The 20,289-nt window shown below is 73.0% G+C and carries 19 protein-coding genes; 12 read left to right on the top strand and 7 right to left on the bottom strand.

Annotated elements, in window-relative coordinates; genetic code table 11:
- Positions 1–3: 3 nt before the first annotated feature.
- The 5 genes from PS467_RS02205 (at position 4) to PS467_RS02185 (ending at position 5,308) form a co-directional block, all read left to right on the top strand.
- Positions 4–864 (top strand): amidohydrolase family protein, encoded by an 861-nt coding sequence (locus PS467_RS02205; RefSeq protein ID WP_311033708.1) that lies wholly within the window; start codon positions 4–6, stop codon positions 862–864.
- A gap of 94 nt (positions 865–958) precedes the next feature.
- Positions 959–1,678 (top strand): GntR family transcriptional regulator, encoded by a 720-nt coding sequence (locus PS467_RS02200; protein ID WP_311033707.1) that lies wholly within the window; start codon positions 959–961, stop codon positions 1,676–1,678.
- A gap of 31 nt (positions 1,679–1,709) precedes the next feature.
- On the top strand, positions 1,710–3,305 hold the full coding sequence (locus tag PS467_RS02195; RefSeq protein WP_311033706.1) for a carboxylesterase/lipase family protein: 1,596 nt from the start codon (positions 1,710–1,712) through the stop codon (positions 3,303–3,305).
- 13 nt (positions 3,306–3,318) lie between these two features.
- Positions 3,319–4,395: an ABC transporter substrate-binding protein gene (locus tag PS467_RS02190; RefSeq protein WP_311033705.1), complete on the top strand. Its 1,077-nt coding sequence runs from the start codon at positions 3,319–3,321 to the stop codon at positions 4,393–4,395.
- 46 nt (positions 4,396–4,441) lie between these two features.
- Positions 4,442–5,308, top strand: a complete 867-nt coding sequence (locus tag PS467_RS02185) for an ABC transporter permease (RefSeq protein WP_311033704.1) — start codon at positions 4,442–4,444, stop codon at positions 5,306–5,308.
- 60 nt (positions 5,309–5,368) lie between these two features.
- Here the strand turns inward: PS467_RS02185 and PS467_RS02180 are convergent, their stop codons facing one another.
- Positions 5,369–6,058 carry a GntR family transcriptional regulator gene (locus PS467_RS02180; RefSeq protein WP_268969698.1) on the bottom strand — a complete coding sequence of 230 codons (690 nt, stop codon included), beginning with the start codon at positions 6,056–6,058 and terminating at the stop codon, positions 5,369–5,371.
- Between the two features lie 810 nt (positions 6,059–6,868).
- Between PS467_RS02180 and PS467_RS02175 the strand changes: the two genes are divergently transcribed.
- On the top strand, positions 6,869–7,111 hold the full coding sequence (locus PS467_RS02175; protein WP_311033703.1) for a hypothetical protein: 243 nt from the start codon (positions 6,869–6,871) through the stop codon (positions 7,109–7,111).
- 12 nt (positions 7,112–7,123) lie between these two features.
- Positions 7,124–7,783, top strand: coding sequence for a helix-turn-helix domain-containing protein (locus tag PS467_RS02170; protein ID WP_311033702.1), 660 nt, complete (start codon positions 7,124–7,126; stop codon positions 7,781–7,783).
- On the opposite strand, the gene PS467_RS02165 is transcribed toward PS467_RS02170, so the two are convergent.
- The 4 genes from PS467_RS02165 to PS467_RS02150 all read right to left on the bottom strand — a co-directional run bounded on the left by PS467_RS02165 (position 7,764) and on the right by PS467_RS02150 (position 13,500).
- Positions 7,764–8,267, bottom strand: a complete 504-nt coding sequence (locus PS467_RS02165) for an acyl-CoA thioesterase (RefSeq protein ID WP_311033701.1) — start codon at positions 8,265–8,267, stop codon at positions 7,764–7,766. The two genes, PS467_RS02170 and PS467_RS02165, sit on opposite strands and share 20 nt — an antisense overlap.
- Entirely contained in the window at positions 8,264–9,385 is a 1,122-nt protein-coding gene (locus PS467_RS02160) for an alcohol dehydrogenase catalytic domain-containing protein (protein WP_311033700.1), read from the bottom strand. The genes PS467_RS02165 and PS467_RS02160 overlap by 4 nt, the downstream gene beginning before the upstream one ends.
- A gap of 103 nt (positions 9,386–9,488) precedes the next feature.
- Entirely contained in the window at positions 9,489–10,268 is a 780-nt protein-coding gene (locus PS467_RS02155) for an enoyl-CoA hydratase-related protein (RefSeq protein ID WP_311033699.1), read from the bottom strand.
- A 178-nt stretch (positions 10,269–10,446) separates the two neighbouring features.
- Positions 10,447–13,500 (bottom strand): helix-turn-helix transcriptional regulator, encoded by a 3,054-nt coding sequence (locus PS467_RS02150; protein ID WP_311033698.1) that lies wholly within the window; start codon positions 13,498–13,500, stop codon positions 10,447–10,449.
- A gap of 603 nt (positions 13,501–14,103) precedes the next feature.
- On the opposite strand from PS467_RS02150, the gene PS467_RS02145 reads away from it, so the two are divergent.
- The 3 genes from PS467_RS02145 to PS467_RS02135 are packed head-to-tail and all read left to right on the top strand — an operon-like array spanning position 14,104 to position 16,197.
- Positions 14,104–15,072 (top strand): quinone oxidoreductase family protein, encoded by a 969-nt coding sequence (locus tag PS467_RS02145; protein WP_311033697.1) that lies wholly within the window; start codon positions 14,104–14,106, stop codon positions 15,070–15,072.
- 52 nt (positions 15,073–15,124) lie between these two features.
- The gene (locus PS467_RS02140; RefSeq protein WP_311033696.1) at positions 15,125–15,736 is read left to right on the top strand and encodes a TetR/AcrR family transcriptional regulator; all 612 of its coding nucleotides are present in this window, start codon (positions 15,125–15,127) and stop codon (positions 15,734–15,736) included.
- Positions 15,733–16,197 (top strand): hypothetical protein, encoded by a 465-nt coding sequence (locus PS467_RS02135; protein ID WP_311033695.1) that lies wholly within the window; start codon positions 15,733–15,735, stop codon positions 16,195–16,197. Before PS467_RS02140 ends, PS467_RS02135 begins: the two co-directional genes overlap by 4 nt.
- Here the strand turns inward: PS467_RS02135 and PS467_RS02130 are convergent.
- Positions 16,194–16,637: a RidA family protein gene (locus tag PS467_RS02130; protein WP_311033694.1), complete on the bottom strand. Its 444-nt coding sequence runs from the start codon at positions 16,635–16,637 to the stop codon at positions 16,194–16,196. The two genes, PS467_RS02135 and PS467_RS02130, sit on opposite strands and share 4 nt — an antisense overlap.
- Complete coding sequence (locus PS467_RS02125) at positions 16,634–18,166, bottom strand: monooxygenase (protein ID WP_311033693.1); 1,533 nt, start codon at positions 18,164–18,166, stop codon at positions 16,634–16,636. The genes PS467_RS02130 and PS467_RS02125 overlap by 4 nt, the downstream gene beginning before the upstream one ends.
- A gap of 73 nt (positions 18,167–18,239) precedes the next feature.
- Here PS467_RS02125 and PS467_RS02120 point away from each other — a divergent pair, with 73 nt between their 5' ends.
- Both PS467_RS02120 and PS467_RS02115 read left to right on the top strand, forming a co-directional pair.
- Positions 18,240–18,926 (top strand): TetR/AcrR family transcriptional regulator, encoded by a 687-nt coding sequence (locus PS467_RS02120; RefSeq protein WP_311033692.1) that lies wholly within the window; start codon positions 18,240–18,242, stop codon positions 18,924–18,926.
- A gap of 100 nt (positions 18,927–19,026) precedes the next feature.
- Entirely contained in the window at positions 19,027–20,286 is a 1,260-nt protein-coding gene (locus PS467_RS02115) for an MFS transporter (RefSeq protein WP_311033691.1), read from the top strand.
- The last annotated feature ends 3 nt before the right edge of the window (positions 20,287–20,289 follow it).

Here is a 20,289-nt window from a genome sequence, read left to right as displayed (position 1 = left end):
ATCGTGGACGTCGTCGACGCACACTGCCACATCATCTCCGATGACCTGACCCGTTACCCCAAGGCGCCGATCGGCGGCAAGCAGTCGGAATGGGCCGCCGCCCGGCCGGTGACCGCCGAGGGCATGGTCGACCGCATGGACGCGACGGGCATCGACCAGGCCGTCCTGGTCCAGGCCACCACGCACTACGGCTACGACAACGCGTACGTCCTCGACAGCAGCCGCCGCCGGCCGGGGCGCTTCGTGGCCGTCGGCACCGTCGACCCGCTGCGCCCGGACGCCGCCGACTCGCTCGAGGCCGCGTTCGGCGAGGGCGGTCTGGCCGGGGTGCGGCTGTTCACCAGCGGCAGCACCGTGCCCACCCAGGGCGAGTGGTTCGCCGCACCGGAGACGTACGCGTTCTGGGAGCGGGCCGGGGACCTGGGCGTACCCGTGTGCCTCCAGATGCGCCTCGGGCCGGCCACCAAGCACCTGGTGGAACTCCTGGAGCGGTTCCCCGGCGTGCGGGTGCTGCTCGACCACATCGGCTACCCCGACATCGCCGCCTCGCCCGCCCGCGCCGGAGCCGAGGTCGCGGAGCTCGCCGTGCATCCGGGCCTGCACCTCAAGCTCACCCACCGCAACCTGGAACGGCTGCGCGATGCCGGCGAGCGGGCGGGTGACTTCCTCGGACCGGTCGTCGAGGCGTTCGGCGCCGAGCGGATCGCCTGGGGCTCGAACTGCCCGGCGGCCGAGCAGTCCCTGCCGGAACTCCTCGCCCTCGCCCAGGCGGTCCTGGTGGTGCTGTCGGAGCACGACCGGCAGGAGATCTTCGCGGGTACGGCCCGGCGCCTGTACCCGGGACTGGCCGGCGCCCGCGCCTGACCGCCCGCCCGCGGCCGTTCCGCGCTCGCCGGAGGCCGACCGCGCGTCGGTGATACTTCCCCGAACAGTTGTCCTCTTCGAGCAGACCTACAGGGTGATCACAGTGGATTCCCACGGCTTCGACGACGCGGACGCGGGCCCCTCACCGACCCGGCAGAGCCAGACATGCGAAGGGCTGCGCTCACTGCTGCTGTCGGGAAGCATCGAGCCGGGCACCCGGCTCACCGAGGCCGACCTGACCCGGATGTTCGACGTCTCGCGCAGCACCATGCGGGCGGTCCTGGTCCAGCTGACCCAGGAGGGCTACGTCACCAGTGAGGTCAACCGCGGGGTGCGCACGCGGAGCTTCTCGGTCGAGGAGGCCGCGGACATCCTGGAGGCGCGCGAAACACTGGAATCCGCCCTGGCGGGCAAGGCCGCGGAGCGGGCCACCGACGAAGACGTCCAAGCGCTGCGCGGCACGCTGGAGACGATGGAGGACTGCGCGTCCCGGGAGGACGAGGCGGGCTACTCCCGGGGCAACCGGCGCTTCCACCAGCAGGTGAAGGAGGCCGCCCACCAGCACACCCTGGCCCGAGCGTACGACACCCTGCTGTACCCCCTGGTGATGCGCCAGTACCGCGACCTTTCCGCACCGCATCCGCGCACCGGATCGCTGGCGGAGCACCAGGCCGTCTTCCTGGCCATCGTCACCCGCAATCCCCAGGCGGCTATCGCCGCCATGCGCCACCACGTCGCCGCCGCCCGGCAGGCACTGCTCCTCCAGGCGCGACGGGAGGGCGCCCCCTCCGCGGCCGACGCCTCGTCCCGGTGACGAAGGCCCGCCGCCGACCGAAAAGAGAACCATGCACCAGCCAGCGAAGACCGAAGCGGGCCTGGTGGAGGGCATACCGGGACGGGACCGGTCGATCACCGTCTTCCGCGGTATCCCCTACGCCGCCCCGCCGGTCGCGGATCTCCGCTGGAGACCGCCCCAGCCCCCGGTGCCCTGGACCGGGGTGCGCAAGGCCAACGGCTTCGGCCCGATATGCCCGCAGGCGCCGGGCCCCGAGCTGGCCGGCCTCGACCTGCCGATGAGTGAGGACTGCCTGTACCTCAACGTCTGGACCGGGGCGGGCCCGGCGGATGAGCGGCCGCGTCCGGTGCTCGTCTGGATCTACGGCGGCGGCTTCCGCATCGGCACGGGTGCCGACCCCCGCTACGACGGCGAGCACCTGGCCGGCCAGGGCGTGGTGGTGGTGACCTTCAACTACCGCCTGGGCGCCTTCGGGTTCCTGGCCACCCCCGAGCTCAGCGAGGAATCCGGCCACCACGTCTCCGGCAACTACGGACTGCTCGACCAGATCGCGGCGCTCCGATGGGTCCGGCGCAACATCGCCCACTTCGGCGGCGACCCGGACCGGGTCACGGTGGCCGGGCAGTCGGCCGGCGCCGGATCGGTGAACTTCCTGGCCATGTCACCGCTGGCCAAGGGGCTCTTCCAGCGGGCGGTCGCGCAGAGCCACGCCCGCCACTCCCGCGACCCCGAACTGCGCTACCTGGCGACGTCCTACCGGACCCTGGCCGATGCCGAAAGCGCCGGCGCCCGGTTCGCGGCGGAGCGCGGGGCGCGGACCCTCCAGCGGCTGCGGTCGCTGCCGTGGCAGAAGCTGATCGAAGGCAACGTCTCGGCCGTCGACACCGCCGTCGAGACGGGGAGTTCGGCGAAACCGCCGATGTTCCGCCCGGTCGTCGACGGCCGGGTGATCCCCCACGGCTATGCGGAGACGTACGGCAAGGGGCTGCAGAACGACGTCTGGTACTTGGCCGGGAACAACCTCGACGAGGGCGGGGCGGTTCCGGAGAGCACCTTCGCGGCCCACCGGGCGGCGGGGCGCAAGGACCGGCGGGCGGGCGCGCCTCCGGTCCATGTGACCCGGGAGGACTACGTCGCGGCGGCACGTCGGAAGTTCGGGGCGATGGCCGGGGAATTCCTGCGGCTCTACCCGGCGGACACCGACGACGAGGCGGCGCGCGCCCACTGCGAGGCGGTGCGCGACAACGCCAGGATCTCCACCTGGCTGTGGGCGAAGGACTGGGCCGCACACGCCAGTCGGCCCGTGTACACGTACTTCTGGACCCATGCCTCCCCGGCGACGGGGCAGGGCACCCGCCGCGCCGCGCACGGCTCCGAGATCGACTTCGTGTTCGGCAACCTCCACCCGGACCGTGCCGAGTGGACCGACGAGGACCGCGACATCGCACGGACCATGAGCGGCTACTGGGCCAACTTCGTGGCCACCGGCGACCCCAACGGCCCTGGCCTGCCGCACTGGCCGGCGTGGACACCGGAGGCGCCCGCGGTCATGGAGGTCGGGGGCGGCTTCGCGCCGATCCCGCTGGCGGACCCGCCCCGACTCGACTTCTGGCAGCGCTTTTTCCGTACCCAGCGGGCCTGGTGACAGGAGACTGTTCATGACACACGACAACCCGGCGGCCGGTACCGCCCGAAGGGGCGCCCGGCCACGGCCCGGCAGGGGCCGGCGGCTGTGCGCCCTGGCCTCGGCCGCGGTGTTCGGTTCGGCGCTCCTCACCGCCTGCGGCAGCGACTCCTCGGACGGACTCACCAGCCTCACCGTGGGGGCCGGGGGCAATATCTACGACATGCCGCTTCAGGTGGCCGAGGCGAACGGCTACTTCCGCGCGCAGGGCCTGAAGGTCAAGCTGGTGACGCTGACCGCCTCGACGGGGCCCGCGGCGCTGCACGCGGATTCGGTGCAGTTCCTCCACGACAGTCCGACGGGGTTCCTGTCCGCTGTCTCCAAGGGAATCCCGGAGATCGCGGTGGCCGCCGACGGCGGCGGCAACCCGCTCGGCATCGTCGTCGGAAGGAAGTTCGCCCAGCGGCACGGGCTGACCGCGAGGACCCCCGCCGCCCAGGTGGCCAAGGCGCTGGCGGACTCGACCGGTGGCATCAGCTCCGCCAATACCAAGGCCGAGGCGGGGATCTTCCTCAAGGCCCACGGCGTCGACCCGGGCGAGGTGAAGTGGGCGACGCTGCCGAGTCCGGCGGCGGACAAGGCCGCCCTGAACAGCGGCCAGATCGACTGGTTCATCACCAACGAGCCCATTCCGCTACAGGTCCAGAGCGACGGGGACGGCGTCGTGGTCGCCGATCCGGACAAGGTGCCCGAGTGGTCCGCCGAACAGGCCGGCTACGGGCAGTTCGTGGTGGCGGAGAAGAGCTACGCCACCGATCACCCCGAGATCGTGACGAAGTTCGTCACGGCCGTCCAGCGGGCGACGGACTACATGAGCACACATGTGCAAGCCGGCAAGGACAAGGCGCTGGTGAGCGTGGCCCAAAAGGCGCTGCCCGGCGTGCCCGCCGAGGCGCTGCGGAGCAGCCTCCGGCAGGTCGAGTGGCCCAGGAAGGTCTCGATGACGGCCGCCGGCTGGACGTCCACCCTGGGCTTCGTGCGCAGCCTGGACACCCTCGCCAAGGACCCGAAGATCACTTCTGACGACTGGACCAATACCTACCTGCCGTGAGACGGCCGGGCCCGCCGCACCCGATGAGGACTGGAAGGAGCAGACGATGGTGACTGCGACCAGCAGTGTGGAGAGCAAGACCGAGGTCAAGGTGGCGACCAGGAAGAGAGGCGTCGGAAGCGATGCGTGGCGGAGCACGGCCCTGGTGGTGGTGCTGCGCATCGCGGTGATCGCCCTCGTCCTGGGCCTCTGGCAGGTGATGAGCGGTTCCGTCCTGCCCGAATACGCCGTCAGCAAGCCGACCGATGTGTCACACGCCCTGTGGAAGCTGCTCGGCTCGTCGGCCGGGTGGACCGACATCAAGACGACGACTTTCGAGGTGGTGGCCGGGTTCGGCATCGGCGTGGCGATCGGCACGGTGATGGGCCTGGTGCTCGGCTCGGTCCCGCTCATGGGCCGGGTGTTCGAGCCGCTGATCGCGGCCCTGAACGGCATCCCCAAGATCGCGCTCGCCCCGCTCTTCCTGCTGTTCTTCGGCATCGGTCCCTTGTCGAAGATCACGATCGCGGCGATGGGTGTGGCCTTCGTGGTCTTCTACAACATCTACCTGGGCCTGCGGCTGAGGGAACGCGAACTCGTGGAGATCGTCCAGGTGATGGGCGGGCGCCGGCACCACGTGCTCAGCTACGTGACGATCCCCACGCTGGCCGCACCGTTCTTCGCGGCCCTCAAGACGGGCGGACCGCTGGCCATCCTCGGGGTCATCGGCGGGGAGTTCATCGCCTCGACCGAGGGGGTCGGCCACCAACTGTTCACCGCGGCCACCAATCTCGACGCCCCCACCGAGTTCGCGGGCCTGATCGTCCTGGTGGCGATGACACTCGCCCTCAACGGGGTGCTGACGGCCCTGGACACGTACGCCCTCAAGCGCCTGGGCCTGGGCGATCGGCGGCCGAGGAGCCAGGGTGCCTGAGCCGGCCTCCCGGCAGGTGGCCGCCGCCCGCCGGCCGGACGGCGGCCACCACGTCCGGGACTACGTGGCGGCGGCGTCCCGCCCCGCGTACTCCAGCAACAGCGCCCGCCGGGCCGATGCGACGTGGTGGCGCATCGCCGCGCTCGCCGCCTCCGGGTTGCGGGTGACGATCGCGGCGAGGATGGCCTCGTGCTCTTCGAGCGACCCCTTGCGCGGATGGTGCGCCGAGAGGTTGCGGTACTGCCGCATCACCAGCGGGTACAGCAGCGCGTCCAGGGCCCGCGCCAGTGTCTCCTGATGAGCGGCTTCCTTGATGCTCTGGTGGAAGGCGCGGTTGCCGCGCGAGTACGCCGCCTGGTCGCCGCGGTCCTGGGCCTGCCGCATACCGTCCAGCGTGCCGCGCAGGCCGTTCATCTCCTCCTCCGTCGCCCGCTCGGCGGCCTTGCCCGCGAGGGCGGACTCCAGGACCTCCCGTGTCTCCAGGATGTCGGCGGCCTCCTCGACGGAGAACGCCCGTGTCCGCACCCCGCGGTTGACCTCGCTGGTGACGTAGCCCTCCTGCACCAGCCGGGCCAGGACCGAACGGATCGTGCCGCGCGAGACGTTGAGCAGCTGGGTCAGGTCGGCCTCGGTGAGCCGGGTGTTCGGCGGGAAGTGGCCGGAGAGCAGGAGCGAACGCAAGGTGTCGTACGCCTGGTCCGCGCGCGTGGCGGAGCCCTTGGCCGCACCCGTGATGCCGTTGTCGTCCACCTGTGATCGTCCCTGTGTCGTCGTGAGGACGGTGCTCCGCCCCGCGCTTCCGCTGTCAGGCTGAGTTGCCCGGTCCGGTCTCGTCAACCGGCTGACACACTAATGGACGTCTGGATTGTTTAACAGGCCGTTGGGTATGTCGATTCCCTTGTGAGGACATCTGTCCTTGTGGGCACACCCTCCCACCGATTGTCTAACAATCTTCCCGGAACGGGTCTGAGTACATACGGCTCGGTGAGCTGTGGTGTGGCCGCCCGCGATCAGCGGACGGCCACACCGAAGGTCGCCGCCGCTGCAACAGCCGACGACCGAATTCCCCTGTTGCGTCGAGTGGCAACGGCCGGGGAAGCCTGGTGTGAGAGGTGCGGGCCCTCGGGCGTCACACGCGTATGCGTGGACGGGACCTCATAGGCACACAAGAGCGGGGTGGTGCGAGCATAGGCATGCTGGCCTTCCCCCGTAGAGCGCCAGGGTCATCTCCACCTCCCCTTCGCATCGGCGCGCATTCGGTAACGAGTACAAGTAAGCAGGTGAGGGTGGCGTCGCGCAACGTCGATCGCGGCCGCTACCTCGGACAGACCCGGAGGCCGAGCTCCGCGCCGACGCCCACCGGCCCCCGGCGACCTGGATCGTTCGGCTGGTCTCGTTTCAACGTGCGGTGGGACAAGGTGAAATGACGGGCCGTTGACGCCTTGCTGCCCCGTCCCCGGACAGTCGACCATTTCGCTGAGGTCCTGCGTTCGCCGCGCTGCAACGCGGTGAATCGCGTACCGGGACCGAGTCGAGTGGCAACGAGCCGAGGGAGAAGAATTGAACAACGTGGTTGCCGCGCACACGCCGTGTGTGGAGGGTCCCGGCCGGGCCGGCGGCATAGCGCTGCCGGCCCCTGCCGTGACCGTCGTGATCGTGGTCGTGCTCCTCACCGGCGCCCTGGTGTCCTGCGGGATGACACTGGAGACGGTCCTCACCACCCTCACCGCCGGCGGTCTCCTCGGGGTGGAGCTCCTGCGCCGTACGATCGCGGCCGTCGCCCCCCGTTCCCGGATGCGGTAGAGGAGCACCGGGATGGGGCGCACCCCAGGCGCCCACGCGGAGGCCGATCCCGCCGTCGAGCTGGCGCAGTGGCTGCGGTCACTGCGCCGGCAGGCGGGACTGACCTACCAGCGGATGGCGCGTGAAACACCCTCGGCCGGCTTCGCGCCGGCCACGCTCTGGCGGGCTGCCCGCGGCACCACGGTGCCGCGCTGGCCCGTCGTCGCGGCCTTCGTCACCGCCTGCGGCGGCGATCTGGCACAGGCCCGACGGATGTGGACCGCTGCCGCCGAGCAGCACCACTCCGTCCACTCCGCCGCGCCCAGCAGTGGCCGCGAGCCGGTCCTCGGGCCGGAGTTCATCCACACCCCGGCCCAGCTGCTCCAGGCGATGCGGGCCATGCGGCTCGAGGCCGGCGGCCCTTCCCTGCGGGAGCTGGAGGACCGGGCCACCTCGTACGGAGTGACCCTCCTGCCGCACAGCACCGTCGGGGCGGTCCTCCGCGGTGAGCGGATGCCCTCGAAGACACTGCTGCTCCACTTCGTGGCGGCATGCGGCGTCTCCCGCGCGCCCAGCGGTGTCTGGGAGGACGCCTGGGACCGGGCCGCCGCCTACCGCCGATGGGCCACGGGCGCCTCCGGCGGGGGCCGGGACGCTGCCCCGAGACCGGCGCTCAGGGGCGCGGCTCCCTGACCAGGGGGGTGAGTGCGGCCCTGACCGAGGCCGGGATCGGCGTCGGCCGGCGGGTCTTGGCATCGACGTAGACGTGCACCCAGTTCCCCAGTGCCGCGAGCGTCGGGGCATCGGCGTCGGCGTCGGTATCGGAACCGGCGCCGGTGCCGGGGCGGCGGGGGAGTGAGAAGAGGCCGAGCGCGTAGGTGACGCTGCTGTTGCCCAGCCGGGCGACGTTCAGGCCGACCAGGACATCGTCGGGGAAACCGACCTCGGAGAAGAACCGGCAGCCGGACTCGACCACGAGATTGAGCGCCGTGCTCCCCATGGGATCGACGGCGGCATGTGTGGCCAGCCATCCGTTGATCATGGTGTCGAACAGCTGGTAGTAGACCGCGTTGTTCATGTGGCCGTACATGTCGTTGTCGGCCCATCGCGTCGGGAAGACACGGGTGGCGGCGAAGTGTCCGGGAAGCGGATCGCGGTCCGCGGGAGGCCGGCTCACCGGGTTCCCCCGCCGTCGAAGGTGATCACCTGGCGCACCGCGCGCCCTGCCGCGAGCTCGTCCAGGCCCTCGTTGATCTCCTCGAGGCGGATGCGGGAGGAGATCAGTTCCTCCACCGGGAGGCGGCCGGTGCGCCATCGTTCGATGAAGACGGGGATGTCGCGGGCGGGAACGGCGGATCCCAGGTAGCTGCCGATGATGGAGCGGCCTTCGGCGACGAGGCCGAGCGGGGAGATGGCGGAGCGGGCGTCAGGGGAGGGCAGGCCCACCGTGACGGTGCGGCCGCCCGGAGCGGTCAGTTCCACGGCGGATTCGAAGGCGCGCGCGTTGCCCGCCGCCTCGATCACGACGGCGCCTCGCACCCCGGATTCCAGCGCCTCGGCGGGGGTGAGCGCGGCCTGTGCGCCCAGCTCCAGCGCGCGGTCCAGCTTGGCCCGGAGGCTGTCGACGGCGATCACGGTCACCTCGGGCTCGCTCAGGGCCGTGAGCAGGGCCGCCATGCCGACTCCGCCCAAGCCGACGATCACCACGGTGTCACCGGGCCGTGGCTTGCCCGCGTTGACCACCGCGCCACCGCCGGTGAGTACCGCGCACCCCAGGACGGCGGCGACCTCCGGGGGGATATCGGCGTCGACCGGGACCACCGAGCGGCGGTCCACGACGGTGTGCGTGGCGAAACCGGAGACACCGAGGTGATGCAGCACCTTCTCGTCGCCGCGGCGCAGCCGTACCTCACCGGCGAGCAGCGTGCCCGCGTTGTTGGCGACGGAGCCCGGCTGGCAGGGGATGAGGCCGCCCGTGGCGCACGCCGCGCAGTGACCGCACCGCGGCAGGAACGTCATGGTGACGCGCCGCCCCGGCGCGAGATCGGTAACGGCGCTGCCGACCTCCTCGACGATGCCCGCGGACTCGTGCCCCAGGAGCATGGGGGTGGGGCGGACCCGGTTGCCGTCGACGACCGACAGGTCGGAGTGGCACAGGCCGGCGGCCTCGACACGGACGAGGACTTCCTGCGGGCCGGGCGCGGCGAGGTCCAGCTCGCTGATGGACAGGGGACGGGAGCGCTGGTAGGGCGCGGGGCGCCCGATGTCCTCCAGGACTGCTCCGGTGATCTTCATCGCTGCTCCAGGGGTGCGTGCTGGGCGGGAGTGGGTTACTGGCGGCCTTCGGCCCCGGCGGGATCCGGTACCGGCGGGATCCGGCTCAGGAGGGTCAGGAGGGTCAGGAGAACCGGGGCTGCCGCTTGGCGGCGAAGGCCGCGACGCCCTCCGCGTAGTCGGCGCTCTCGTAACCGGCGTCGTACAGGGCGCGTACGGCCTCGTCCTCGGTGTCGGCGCCGTCCTGGATGCGGCGCAGGATGGTCTTGGCGGCGCGCACGGTGAGCTGGGCGCGGCCGGCGATCGTGCGGGCGAGCTCGCCGACCCGGGCGTCGAGATCGTCGACGACCTCGTTGACCAGGCCGATGCGCAGGGCCTGCGCCGCGTCGAGCTGCTCGCCGGTGAACAGGATCTGCTTGGCCCAGGCCGGTCCGACCAGCTGGGCCAGCGCCTTGGTGGACTGGTGGGTGTAGACGAGTCCCACCTTGGCCGGTGTGATGGCCAGCCGGGCGTCCCGGGCGGCGATCCGCAGGTCGCAGGCGATGGCCAGTTCGCAGCCGCCGCCGATGCAGTACCCGCTCACGGCGGCGATGGTGGGCTTGGGGAACGAGGCGAGCGCGGTCTCCGCCGCGTCCACCACCTCGTTGTAGTGGCGTCCGCCCGCTGCCCCGCTGCGGACGGTGCCGAACTCGCCGATGTCGGCGCCGGCGGAGAAGTGCGGTGTGCCGCGCACGATCAGGACCTTGACGCGCTCGTCATCGGCGGCCTTCCGCAGCAGCGGGGGGAAGGACGACCACATGCCCAAGGTCATGGCGTTGCGCTTGGCGGGCCGGTCGATGGTCAGGGTCGCGACGTGGTCGGCGATGTCCAGACGCAGGTGCTCGGCAGGCGGATGATCTGCCATCGGGAAGCTACTCCAGAGGTGTTGTGGGGCTCGTGGTCGGTTCGGCGGCCCGGCGAGGATACGCGTCGGGTGCTCCCTGAGGCCGGGCGGGGGCGAGCCGCACCACGGCGGTGACCCCGTCCAGATGCCTCACCCCACTGGCCCCGCACCGAAGCATGGCATACCGTCCGGTCGGTCCCTAGAGCGGTGCACCGGTCTTCTCGGCCTGCTCGACCAAGAGGGCGAGCTCCACCCGGGAGCGGATCCCGAGCGTGGCGAAGACGTTGCGCAGGTGGTAGTCGACGGTGCGGGGGCTGACGGACATGCTCCGGGCGACCTCGCGGTTGGTGGCACCCTCGGCCACGTACCGGACGATGCGCAGCTGTTGCGGCGTCAGGCCCGCCAGCTCCGGGCACGCGCCCGCTCCGGCGCCGGCCGTCCCCCTCGCGGTCACTCCCTTCGCGGCCGCCCCGTTCGCCCGCAACTCCGCCTCCGTCTGGTCCGCCCACGCACGGGCACCGCAGCGCTCGAAGGCCACCAGCGCCGACCCGAGCCTGGTGCGCGCTTCGCGCGGCCTGCGGCGCCGGCGCAGCCACTTGCCGTAACTCAGCTCGGTGCGGCCCGCCTCGAACTCGCCGCCCGCCTCGTCGTGCAGCGCCAGAGCGGTCAGGTACAGGCTGTCCGCACGGTCCACGGGGGCCAGGAGCGCGCGGCAGCGCAGCAGTTGGGCGGGGGCCTGCGGGTCCGCGCCACACGCCGCCCACCGGGCGAAGTCCTCCACCACCGCCCTGGCCTGCTCCGGCCGCCCGGCGAGCGCCGCCGCCTCGACGAAGCAGGGCACGGCCAGCATCCACACCGCGAAGTGCCCGCGCCGGGGCCCCGGCCGCACCAGGGGCCCGAGCCGGTCGGCGGCCTCCAGCGGACGGCCGCGTCCCAGGTCGGCGCGGGCCGCCGCCCACTGGGCGAGGGTGGCCGCCTGCGCCAGCCCGTGGCGCCGGGCCGTGGCCAGCGCCGCCCGCACATGGTGCGAGACGGCCGCCTCTTCCCCCTCGATGGAGGCGGCCAGGGCCAGCACCGCGTGATGGTGGGCCGCCGCATTGCGCTGTTCGGTCCGCTCCGCCGCCCGGAGCCCCTCCTCGGCGTGCGCGCGGGCCTGTGCGTGCCGCCCCGCCCGCAACTCGGCGTAGGCCAGGTACTCCAGCGCCTGCGGCACCATCGCGGCGTGGCCCCGGGCCCGCGCGGCCACCAGCGCCCTGGTGGCGGCCCGGCCGGCCTCGTCCACCTCGCCCAGCAGCAGGGCGGCCGCCGCCGCGCGCAGCGGGCTCACGGGGTCGTGGGCCGGTCCGGCGGCGCTCTCCAGTACGCGGGTCAGCGAGGGCGCGGCGCGGTCGAAGTGTCCGTCGAGGGCGGCCCGCATGCCGAGACGGTAGTCGTGCACCGGGTCCCGGTGAGGTGCGGTCGGTTCCGCCATGTGGCTCCCGTGGCCTCCTGGCGCGCGCACGCTTCTCGGGCGGGGCCCGGCGCCGGGTGCCGGGTCGTCCCGCGCTGCATCACAGAACACCGTAGGGCGGGGCACCGTAGCGCGGGGCACCGCTGTGTCGCGGGGCACCGCCCGGTGGCCGTCGTCCGGATCACGTCGCCCCGGCGCACGCACCCGCGCGGAGACCGCCGAGTCGAGTACGCGCCGGCAGCCCGTCACATCGCCGGCCGCCCACGCGGCGTCGGCGGCGGCCAGCACGGCGGCCGTGGCCAGGGCGGGCAGGTCGGCGTCGAGCAGGGAAGCGGCCAGCAGGAAGGACTCGCGGGCATCGGCCACGGGACCGTCGCGCAGCAGCGTGGCCCCCCGGACCAGTTCCGCGCGGCCGTGCACCGCGGCCGGCGCCGCACCGCCGCGGGCCGCCGCGACCAGCCGCAGGGCCTGGTGCGGACGGCCCGCGCAGGACGCCTGCTCGGCGGCGGCCGTGTATCTCTCCGCCCTGGTCCGCTCGTCCGTCGTCAGCTCGGCGGCCCTGGCGTACGCCGCCGAACGCAGCCGATGCGGGCCGGACACCCCCGCCTCGGCGGCGTCCGCCAACGCGGTCGCCGTCCGGGGCGCGGGACCGGTCGCGGACCAGGCGCGGTGCAGCAGCCCGAGCAGCCGGCGGCCGTCGCCCGCCAGCACAGCGGCCAAGGCCCGGTGGGCGGCGCGGCGCCGCTCCGGGTCCGCCGCCGCGTACACGGCCCTGCGGGTCAGCGTGTCGGCGAACCGGACCCGGCCGTCCGCCCACAGCAGCGTCTGGGGCGGGGGCCCGATGTCCGCGCCGCCCCGCAGCCGTGCCACGGCCCGCAGCACGACATCGGCATCGGCGTCGGGCTGCTCCGGCTCGCGCAGCGCCGCCGCCACGGTCAGCTGAAGGGCGTCGGCACCGGGAGCCGACCCGCCCGGGATGCCCCCGACCATCGAGGCCAGCAGATCCGCGTCCGCCAACGGCCGCGGCAGCGGGCGGCGCCCGCACAGCTCGGCGGCGGACAGACGACGGGCCAGGGCGGTCAGCAGGGCCGGATTCCCCTCGGCCTCCTCCAGCAGCGCGTCACGGACGGCCGGGTCCACCGACGGGCCGACGAGGTCGTACAGCAGCGCGGCGGACCGGGCCCGGGACAGCGGGCCCACGTGCACCACCGGCAGCCCGGTCAGGTCGCGGTCCACCGAGCGCGGTCCGGCCACCGCCAGGATCAGCCCCACCGGGCCCGCGGTGTGCAGATGCCGCGCCACCTGGCCGAGTGCCGCGCGGGACGCCGGGTCCCACAGGTGCGCGTCGTCGGCACACACCAGAACCGGCGCCCGCCGGGCCGCGGCCCGCAGGATGTGGAGCAGCGCGTCGGGCGCCGTCGCGGTGTCCGGCCCCTCGGCGGACGGGCAGCCGGCCCGCGCCGCCGCCTCGGACAGGGCCTGCCGGATGCCGTACGGGCCGTGGGGCCGCGGTGCGCCGCCCGGCACTCGGAGCACAGGACCCGCGTCGAAGCGGAGTGCCGCGTGCTCGAGGAGGGCGGTCCGGCCGCAGCCCCGCTCCCCGGTCACGACCAGGACGCGGACGTCCGCCCGCCGCCGGTCCGGCCCGTTCGTTCCCGGCGCCCGCCCGGGGGCCGGCCGACCGGTCCGCGGCCGGTCCGCCCCGCTCGCCCGTACCCGGTCCAACAGTGCGGCCACAGCTTGCCGTTGGCTGCTCCGGCCGTACAGCGGCGGAGCCGTTCCCGCGGTCCAGTCTCCGGTCATTCTCGCGAGGTTACCCAGGCTCGACACAGGCCGGAAGCCGGACGCCCGCGCCCCTCGGCCGCCGCCGACTTCCTCGCCTCGGCTTTCCCGCCACGGACTCCAGCGGGCCTTATGCGGCTGCCCAAGGCGGGCCCCGCCGGCCGGTGCACGGGCACAACGGCGGGGGCGGCAGCGGGCACGACGGCGGGGGCGGCCGCAGATGAGGCGCGGCCGCCCGGCTCCTGATCCACCCGGAAAGAGCGGGTCACCCGCCATGCGCTCACCGTGTCGCGACGCCGAGTACCAGCGTGCCGATGGTCCGACCCGACCCGACCCGACTCGACTCGACTCGACTCGATGCGGCGGTGTGCCTCGGCGGCCCGCTCCAGCGGCAGGTCCGTCCTCGACCCGCACCCGCAGGGTTCCCCGCGCCACGGCCCGCACCGCGCGGCACAGGGCACGCCCCGTCTCGCGACCAGGTCCGCGGACGTGCGCACCACCTCGGCGTAGCCGCCGCCGTCGACGACCGTCAGCGCGGCCACCGGCCGGCCGACGGCCTTGACGCTCGGTGGATACCAGCATAACGTTCCGATCCGGAACGGAATGGATGCGTGAGGAGTCGCAGTGAAAGCCGTTGTTGTCAGGTCGTCCGCGGAACTCGCCGTGGTCGACGCGCCGGAACCGGTTCCCGGCCGTGGCCAGGTGCTCGTCGACGTCGACGCGATCGGCGCCGGGTACGTGGACGTCATGGCCCGGCGGGGGGAGTACGCCTACTTCCCCGGTGTGGGCTCGGTGCCGGGCCTGGAAGTCGTCGGCCGTGTGGCGGCGGTCGGGCCGGACGTGCCCGAAGGGCTGGTCGGGCGCCGGGTGCTGGCCCTGCCCGCCTTCGGCGGTTACGCCGAGAAGGTCGTCACCGAGGCCGACCGGGTGCTCACGGTTCCGGGGAGCATCGACGCGGTCGACGCGGTCGCGGCGGGTGTGAACGCGATGGTTGCCGAGATCGCCCTCCACCGGGTGGGAGCGACGGCCGGAGACCGTGTGCTGGTCCGTGGCGCCGGCGGCGGGATCGGCGTGCTCGCCACCCAGATCGCTCGTGCGCGCGGGGCCGAGGTCACGGCCGTCACCTCGGCGCCGGCCCGTGGCGCACGTCTGCGGGATCTGGGGGCCGCGCACATCGTCGACCGGACGCGGCCGGCCACCGCCGGTTCCGACGACGACTCCGCGCCGGCCGGTGAGACCTACGACGTCGTCGTGGACACGGTCGCCGGCCCGGACCTGGCCGACCATCTGGCACTCCTGCGGCCCAACGGCCGTTACATCCTCTGCGGCGGCGTCGGCGGCGCTCCCGAGGTGGCGTCCCTGGAGCCGCTGCTGCGCGATTTCCACCGGTCACCGACACTCTTCGCGTTCAGCCTGAATTCGGTGGCCCCGGAGGACCTCGCACTCTCCTGGAAGAGGATCGTCGCTCTGCTGGAGGAAGGCCGGCTCTCGGCCGTGATCGACCGCCGTTTCCCGCTCACCGAGGCCGATGCGGCACTGCGGTGGGTGGAGAGCGGAAAACCGTTCGGTAAGGTCGTTCTGCTTCCCCGGTAGCCCGCCGGGCGGCAGCGTTTTTTGTGTTTCTGCGCGGTTCCAGGAGAGTTGGATGGCACGCCGACGGGACGAGCGGATCGACCAGGCCCTGCTGGCCGCCGTGACCGAACTCGTGCGGGAAGTCGGTTACCCGGCCCTGACCATGGAAGCCATCGCCAAGCGCGCGGGCACCACCAAACCCGCCATCCGCCGCCGCTGGAAGAGCCAGAAACACCTGGTCGTCGAGGCCATGGCAGAGAACCGGGCCGGCGTCGTGGAGATGGACACCGGGTGCACGCACTGCGACATCGTCGGCCATCTCGAAGCCCTCCGGCTCGCGATGGCGCATTCGGAACTCGGCCATGTGCTCCCGGCTCTCGTCGCCGACCTCGCCGACGATCCCACGCTCAGGGAAGGTTTCCTCACCGCGTTCTGGGGACCTCGCCGGGAAGCGTGTGCCGTGTCCCTGCGCAAGGGCGTGGCACGCGGCGACCTCCGCCCCGGCCTCGACACCGACCTCGTCCTGGACCTGTTCGCCGCCCCCGTCGTCTTCCGGGCGCTCTTCGGCCACTCCGAACTCGGACCTGAGTTCTCGGAGGACATCGCGCGCGCCGTACTGTCCGGGGTGGGAACGGGCGAGGTGTGCCGCCGCGCGAAGAGCGGCGGAGCGGCGGAGCGCCGGTGAACCCCCGGAGGCATCCGCGTCTGCCGAGCACCGAGGCCGCCGTCACGGCGATTCGGGAGATCGCCCGGGAGTACCACCGGGAGCTGACCGTCACCGACGACATCGGCGCGGACCAGACGTCCCGTCGCACCTCGGCCGGGGCGTTCACCGTCCTCGACCCGGACGGCTCACTGCCGCACGAGGCGTTCATCGAGCTGGGAGGCGCTCCTGCGGTCACCGTCCGGATCTTCCCGGAGGACGATGCGAGGATCACCGTCGACGGGGTGGACTTCGAGGACGTTCCCCGTGACCGCGTCCCGGCGTTCCTGCGCTCCGTCTACGGCGGTCTGGCCTTCGTGAAGGGGAGGCTGTTCCCGCCGGGCCAGTGGCTGATCGTCCCCGTGCCGGGGGATGAGACCTATCGAGAGCTGATCCCCCGCCACACGCTCAGCGCCTGGCTCGCCCGCAACGTACGCGGCTAGACGCGGCCTTCGTGCCCCGCCGCGGGCGGCGGGGCTGCCGGGTCCGGGCCGACCGCGGCGACCACCTGGACCTCGATCAGGAAGTCGGGGGAGAACAGCGCCGACACGCCCACCAGCGTGCTGGCCGGTGCCCGTACCGTGCCCGCCCGCAGCGGAGCGAAGATGGCGGGCAGCAGCTCGGGGGTGTAGCCGACGACGAAAACGGTCTCCTGGACGATGTCGTCCCGGGTGGCGCCGACCGAGGCGAGCGCCGCGTCGAGATTGCGGGCGATCTGTGCCGCCTGGGCCGCGTGGTCGCCCAGCCCGACCGGCTGTCCCTCGGCGTCCCAGGCGACCTGCCCCGACAGATGGACCAGCCGTACGCCTTCGACGGTGACCACCTGGGCGATGGCGTCGGTCGGGTTGTGCACGCCCGGGGGGTTGAGACGGGTCACGGTCATCGGGCGACCGCCCCGCGCGGTGTGCCGGCCCAGGCGGCGAGGGCCGTGGCCCGCTCGGCGCGCCGGACGACCGGCTCCGTGCCGCGCGTGGCCCAGGCGATGTGCCCGTCGGGGCGGACGAGCACCTCGGTGACCCCGTCCAGCTCGGGATGGCCGTCGTGCCGGGTGACGGTGACGGCGGTGACCCGCGAGCCCCAGTCGGCGTCGACGGCCTGCTCCGCGTCGGCGTCCCCGGTGAGGTCGAGCAGGACGAAGTGGCCCTGGGTGAGCAGCTCGTAGACCCGTGTGGCCGCCGATGCGGCGCTGACGAGTCCGATGTCGGGCATCCGCCGGCCCACCAACGGATCGGCGCCCTGGACGGTGGCGTCGACGTAGTTGGTGGCGAGCGCGGAAGTCCGGCCGGCGAGCAGGCGGTTGACCTCCGGGATGCCCAGCAGTTCGTTCAGCAGGCCACGCAGGGCGGCGGCGGGGCGCTGGTACTGCGGGACGAGCGTCAGCTCCGCGAGCAGGGTCTGCACCTCGGTGTCCTCGGTGACGGCCCGCCCGACCGGGCGCCGCTCGGCCTCGTAGCTGTCCAGCAGGCCGGGCGGTGCCCAGCCGTTGATCTCGGCGGCCAGCTTCCACCCCAGGTTCATGGCGTCCTGGAGACCGGTGTTCAGCCCTTGGCCGCCTGCCGGGAAGTGGATGTGGGCGGCGTCGCCCGCCAGCAGCACACGGCCGCGCCGGTAGGTGTCCGCCAGGCGGGTGGCGTTGCCGAAGCGCGACAGCCACCGCGGCTCGGCGATCCCGAGGTCGGAGCCGCAGACCCGGATCAGCGAGGTACGGAATTCCGGCAAGGACACCGGCATCCGACTCGGTGTGCGCATCCGCTCCGGATCCAGGTACACCAAGCGGGTCAGCCCACCCTCCAGGGGTGCGACCAGCACGCCGCGCGCCCGCGCCTCATCGAGCGCGGCCGGCTCGGCATCGACCACCGCGAAGTCCCCGAGCACCCCGGTCATGGTCTCCTCGGTGCCCGGGAAGCCGATACCGGCGGCCTCGCGCACCCCGCTGCGGCTGCCGTCGCACCCGACGACGTACCGCGCGCGCAGCGTCTCGACGCCGTCGTTCGGCCCGCGGACCTGTACCTCGACGCCGTCCGCGTCCTGGGAGACACCGGTGCTCTGGTAGCCGCGGCTGATCTCCACGCCCAGCTCCAACGCCCGCTCCGTGAGGAGTTGTTCGGTGCGCGCCTGGGGGAGGAACAGGGTGTAGCCGTGCCGGCTGTCGAGCGCCGTGAAGTCCAGCTGGGTCTCCAGGTTCGCGAAGTGCCAGCCCGGCGTCGTCCGGCCGAGCGCGAGGAAACGGGGGGCGAGGCCGCGCAGGTCCATCAGTTCCACACTGCGCGGATGCAGGGTCAACGCACGGGAGTCCCGCTGCGGTTCGGTGCGCCGCTCGACGATCCGGGTCCGGACGCCGGCCAGCGCCAGCTCGCAGGAGAGCATCAGGCCGGCCGGTCCGGCACCGACGACGATCACATCGGCATGCATGGGGGAGTCCTTACAGAGTGAGATTATTTTGTGAACGACGTTCACGAGAACGTTGTTCACTATAGTGGGGCGCATGAGCTCCACGTCAAGCCCCGGCCGGGGCAGGCCCGCCCGGCTCGACCGGTCAGGCACCGTCGACACCGCCCTTGAACTGCTGGACTCCCTCGGTCTGGACGACCTGACCATGCGCCGCCTGGCCGACTCCCTGGGCGTGCGGGCCGGGGCGCTCTACCGCCACTTCGCCACCAAGCGGGACCTGCTGACCGCGATGGCCGAACGGATGCTGGCCGACATCCCGGCACCCCGCGCGGACGGCGACTGGGAGGAGCGTCTGGCCGGTCTGGCCCGAGCGATGCGCACGGCCCTGCTCGCCCATCGCGACGGCGCTCGCGTCTACGCCGGTACGCACTCGACGGGGGCGCACACCCTGCGCTTCTCCGACACCGTGACCGGCGTGCTGCGCGAGGCGGGCTTCGCCGACGAGGACGCGGCTCGCGCGCTGATGGCGGTCGTCAACTTCACGGTCGGCCACACCCTGGAGGAACAGGCCGCCCTCCGGCCCGGCGACGAGGGGACCGCCGACCCCGAACCCCTGCGGCAGGCGGTGGAGTCCGGGACGTTCCACCACCTCGTCGCGGCCCTGCCCACCCTCACCAGCACCGACTTCACCGCCCACTTCGAATTCGGCCTGCGCCTGCTCGTGCACGGCCTGCGGGCGCTGCGGGAATCCGGCACCCAGCGGGACCCGGGGGGTGTCTGACCGCCATGCGAAGACCTGCCCCGGACCGGCCCGTGTGCCGCCTGGGGCTCCCGGCCCCGGACGGGTGCCGAGCGGTGGCGCACGCCGCCCCCGATGAGCCGTGAGGTGGCCGCGGGCGCGCGACGGCGCCGCCTGGGCGATACCGTTGGCGCTGGCCGTCGACGCCATCGGCACCGGACTCTATCTTCCGTTGTCCATGGTCTACTTCCTCGCCGTCACCGACCTGTCGGAGGCCGGTGCCGGGCTGCTGCTGACCGCCGCCACCGCCTGCTCGCTCCTGCTGCCGCTGCTCGTCGGGCGGCTCGTCGACCGCATCGGGCCGCGACCGGTGGTGATCGCGGGTCAGTTGCTCCAGGCCGCCGGGTTCTTCCTGTACCTGGGGGTGTCCGGTGCGGTGTCGCTGTTCCTCGCGGCGCTGGTGGAGGCGGTGGGGCTGCGGGTGTACTGGTCGTCGGTCTTCGCGCTGATCGCCGAGCAGGCGGACGGGGAGGCCAAGGACGAGTGGTTCGCCCGAGCGGGCATGATCCGGGCGGCCGGCACCGGCGCCGGCACGGTGCTCGCGGGCGGGCTGCTCGCGCTCGCCTCGCAGCACGCGTACCGGGGGATGGTGCTGGCGGACGCGATCTCCTTCGTCGTCGCGGCGGCGGCCGTCGGGCTGTTCGTACGCGGTGCGCAGCGGTCGGCCGACGGCTCCGACGGGGAATCCCCGGCCGGCATACGGCAGTTGCTGCGCAACCGGCCGTATCTGGCGCTCATCGGCGTGAACGTCCTGTTCAACATCTGTACCGTCTTCCTCGCCGTGGCGGTACCCGTGTACGTGACCCGAGGACTGCACGCGCCGGGCTGGGCGGTCGGTGCCTTCCTCACGATCACCACGGCGGTCGTGGCCACCTGTACGGCGGAGGTCACCCGCCGCTCCCGGCGACGCACCTCCCGCGGCGGCGCGATGGCCTGGGGCGGTCGGCTGTGGGCGGCCTGGTGCGCGGCCGCCACCATGGCGGTGCTGCTGCCACCGGGCCCGTTGCTGGTCGGCTATCTGGCGCCGGCGATGCTGCTGTGGGCGGCGGCGGAGATGCTGCACGGGCCGGCCTCGAACGCGCTCTCCGCCCGGGCGGCGCCCGAGGGGGCACGAGGGACCTACCTGGCGGCGTTCCAGTACTCGTTCACGACGGCGGACATGGTGACGCCGGCCCTGTTCGGCGTCCTGTACGGCGTGAACCGGGTGCTGCCCTGGGTGGCCGTGGGCTGCCTGGCACTGACGGCGAGCGTGGCCATCCGTCCTCTGGAACGACGCCTGGTGGGCGGCGGAGCGTCCGGCGGAGCCGCCGGACCGCCGGACGGCAACTCCGCCACGTCCTGACGG

Source organism: Streptomyces luomodiensis (genome assembly GCF_031679605.1).
GTDB classification, from domain to species: Bacteria; Actinomycetota; Actinomycetes; order Streptomycetales; family Streptomycetaceae; genus Streptomyces; species Streptomyces luomodiensis.
This window is presented reverse-complemented; position numbering and strand designations above follow the sequence as displayed.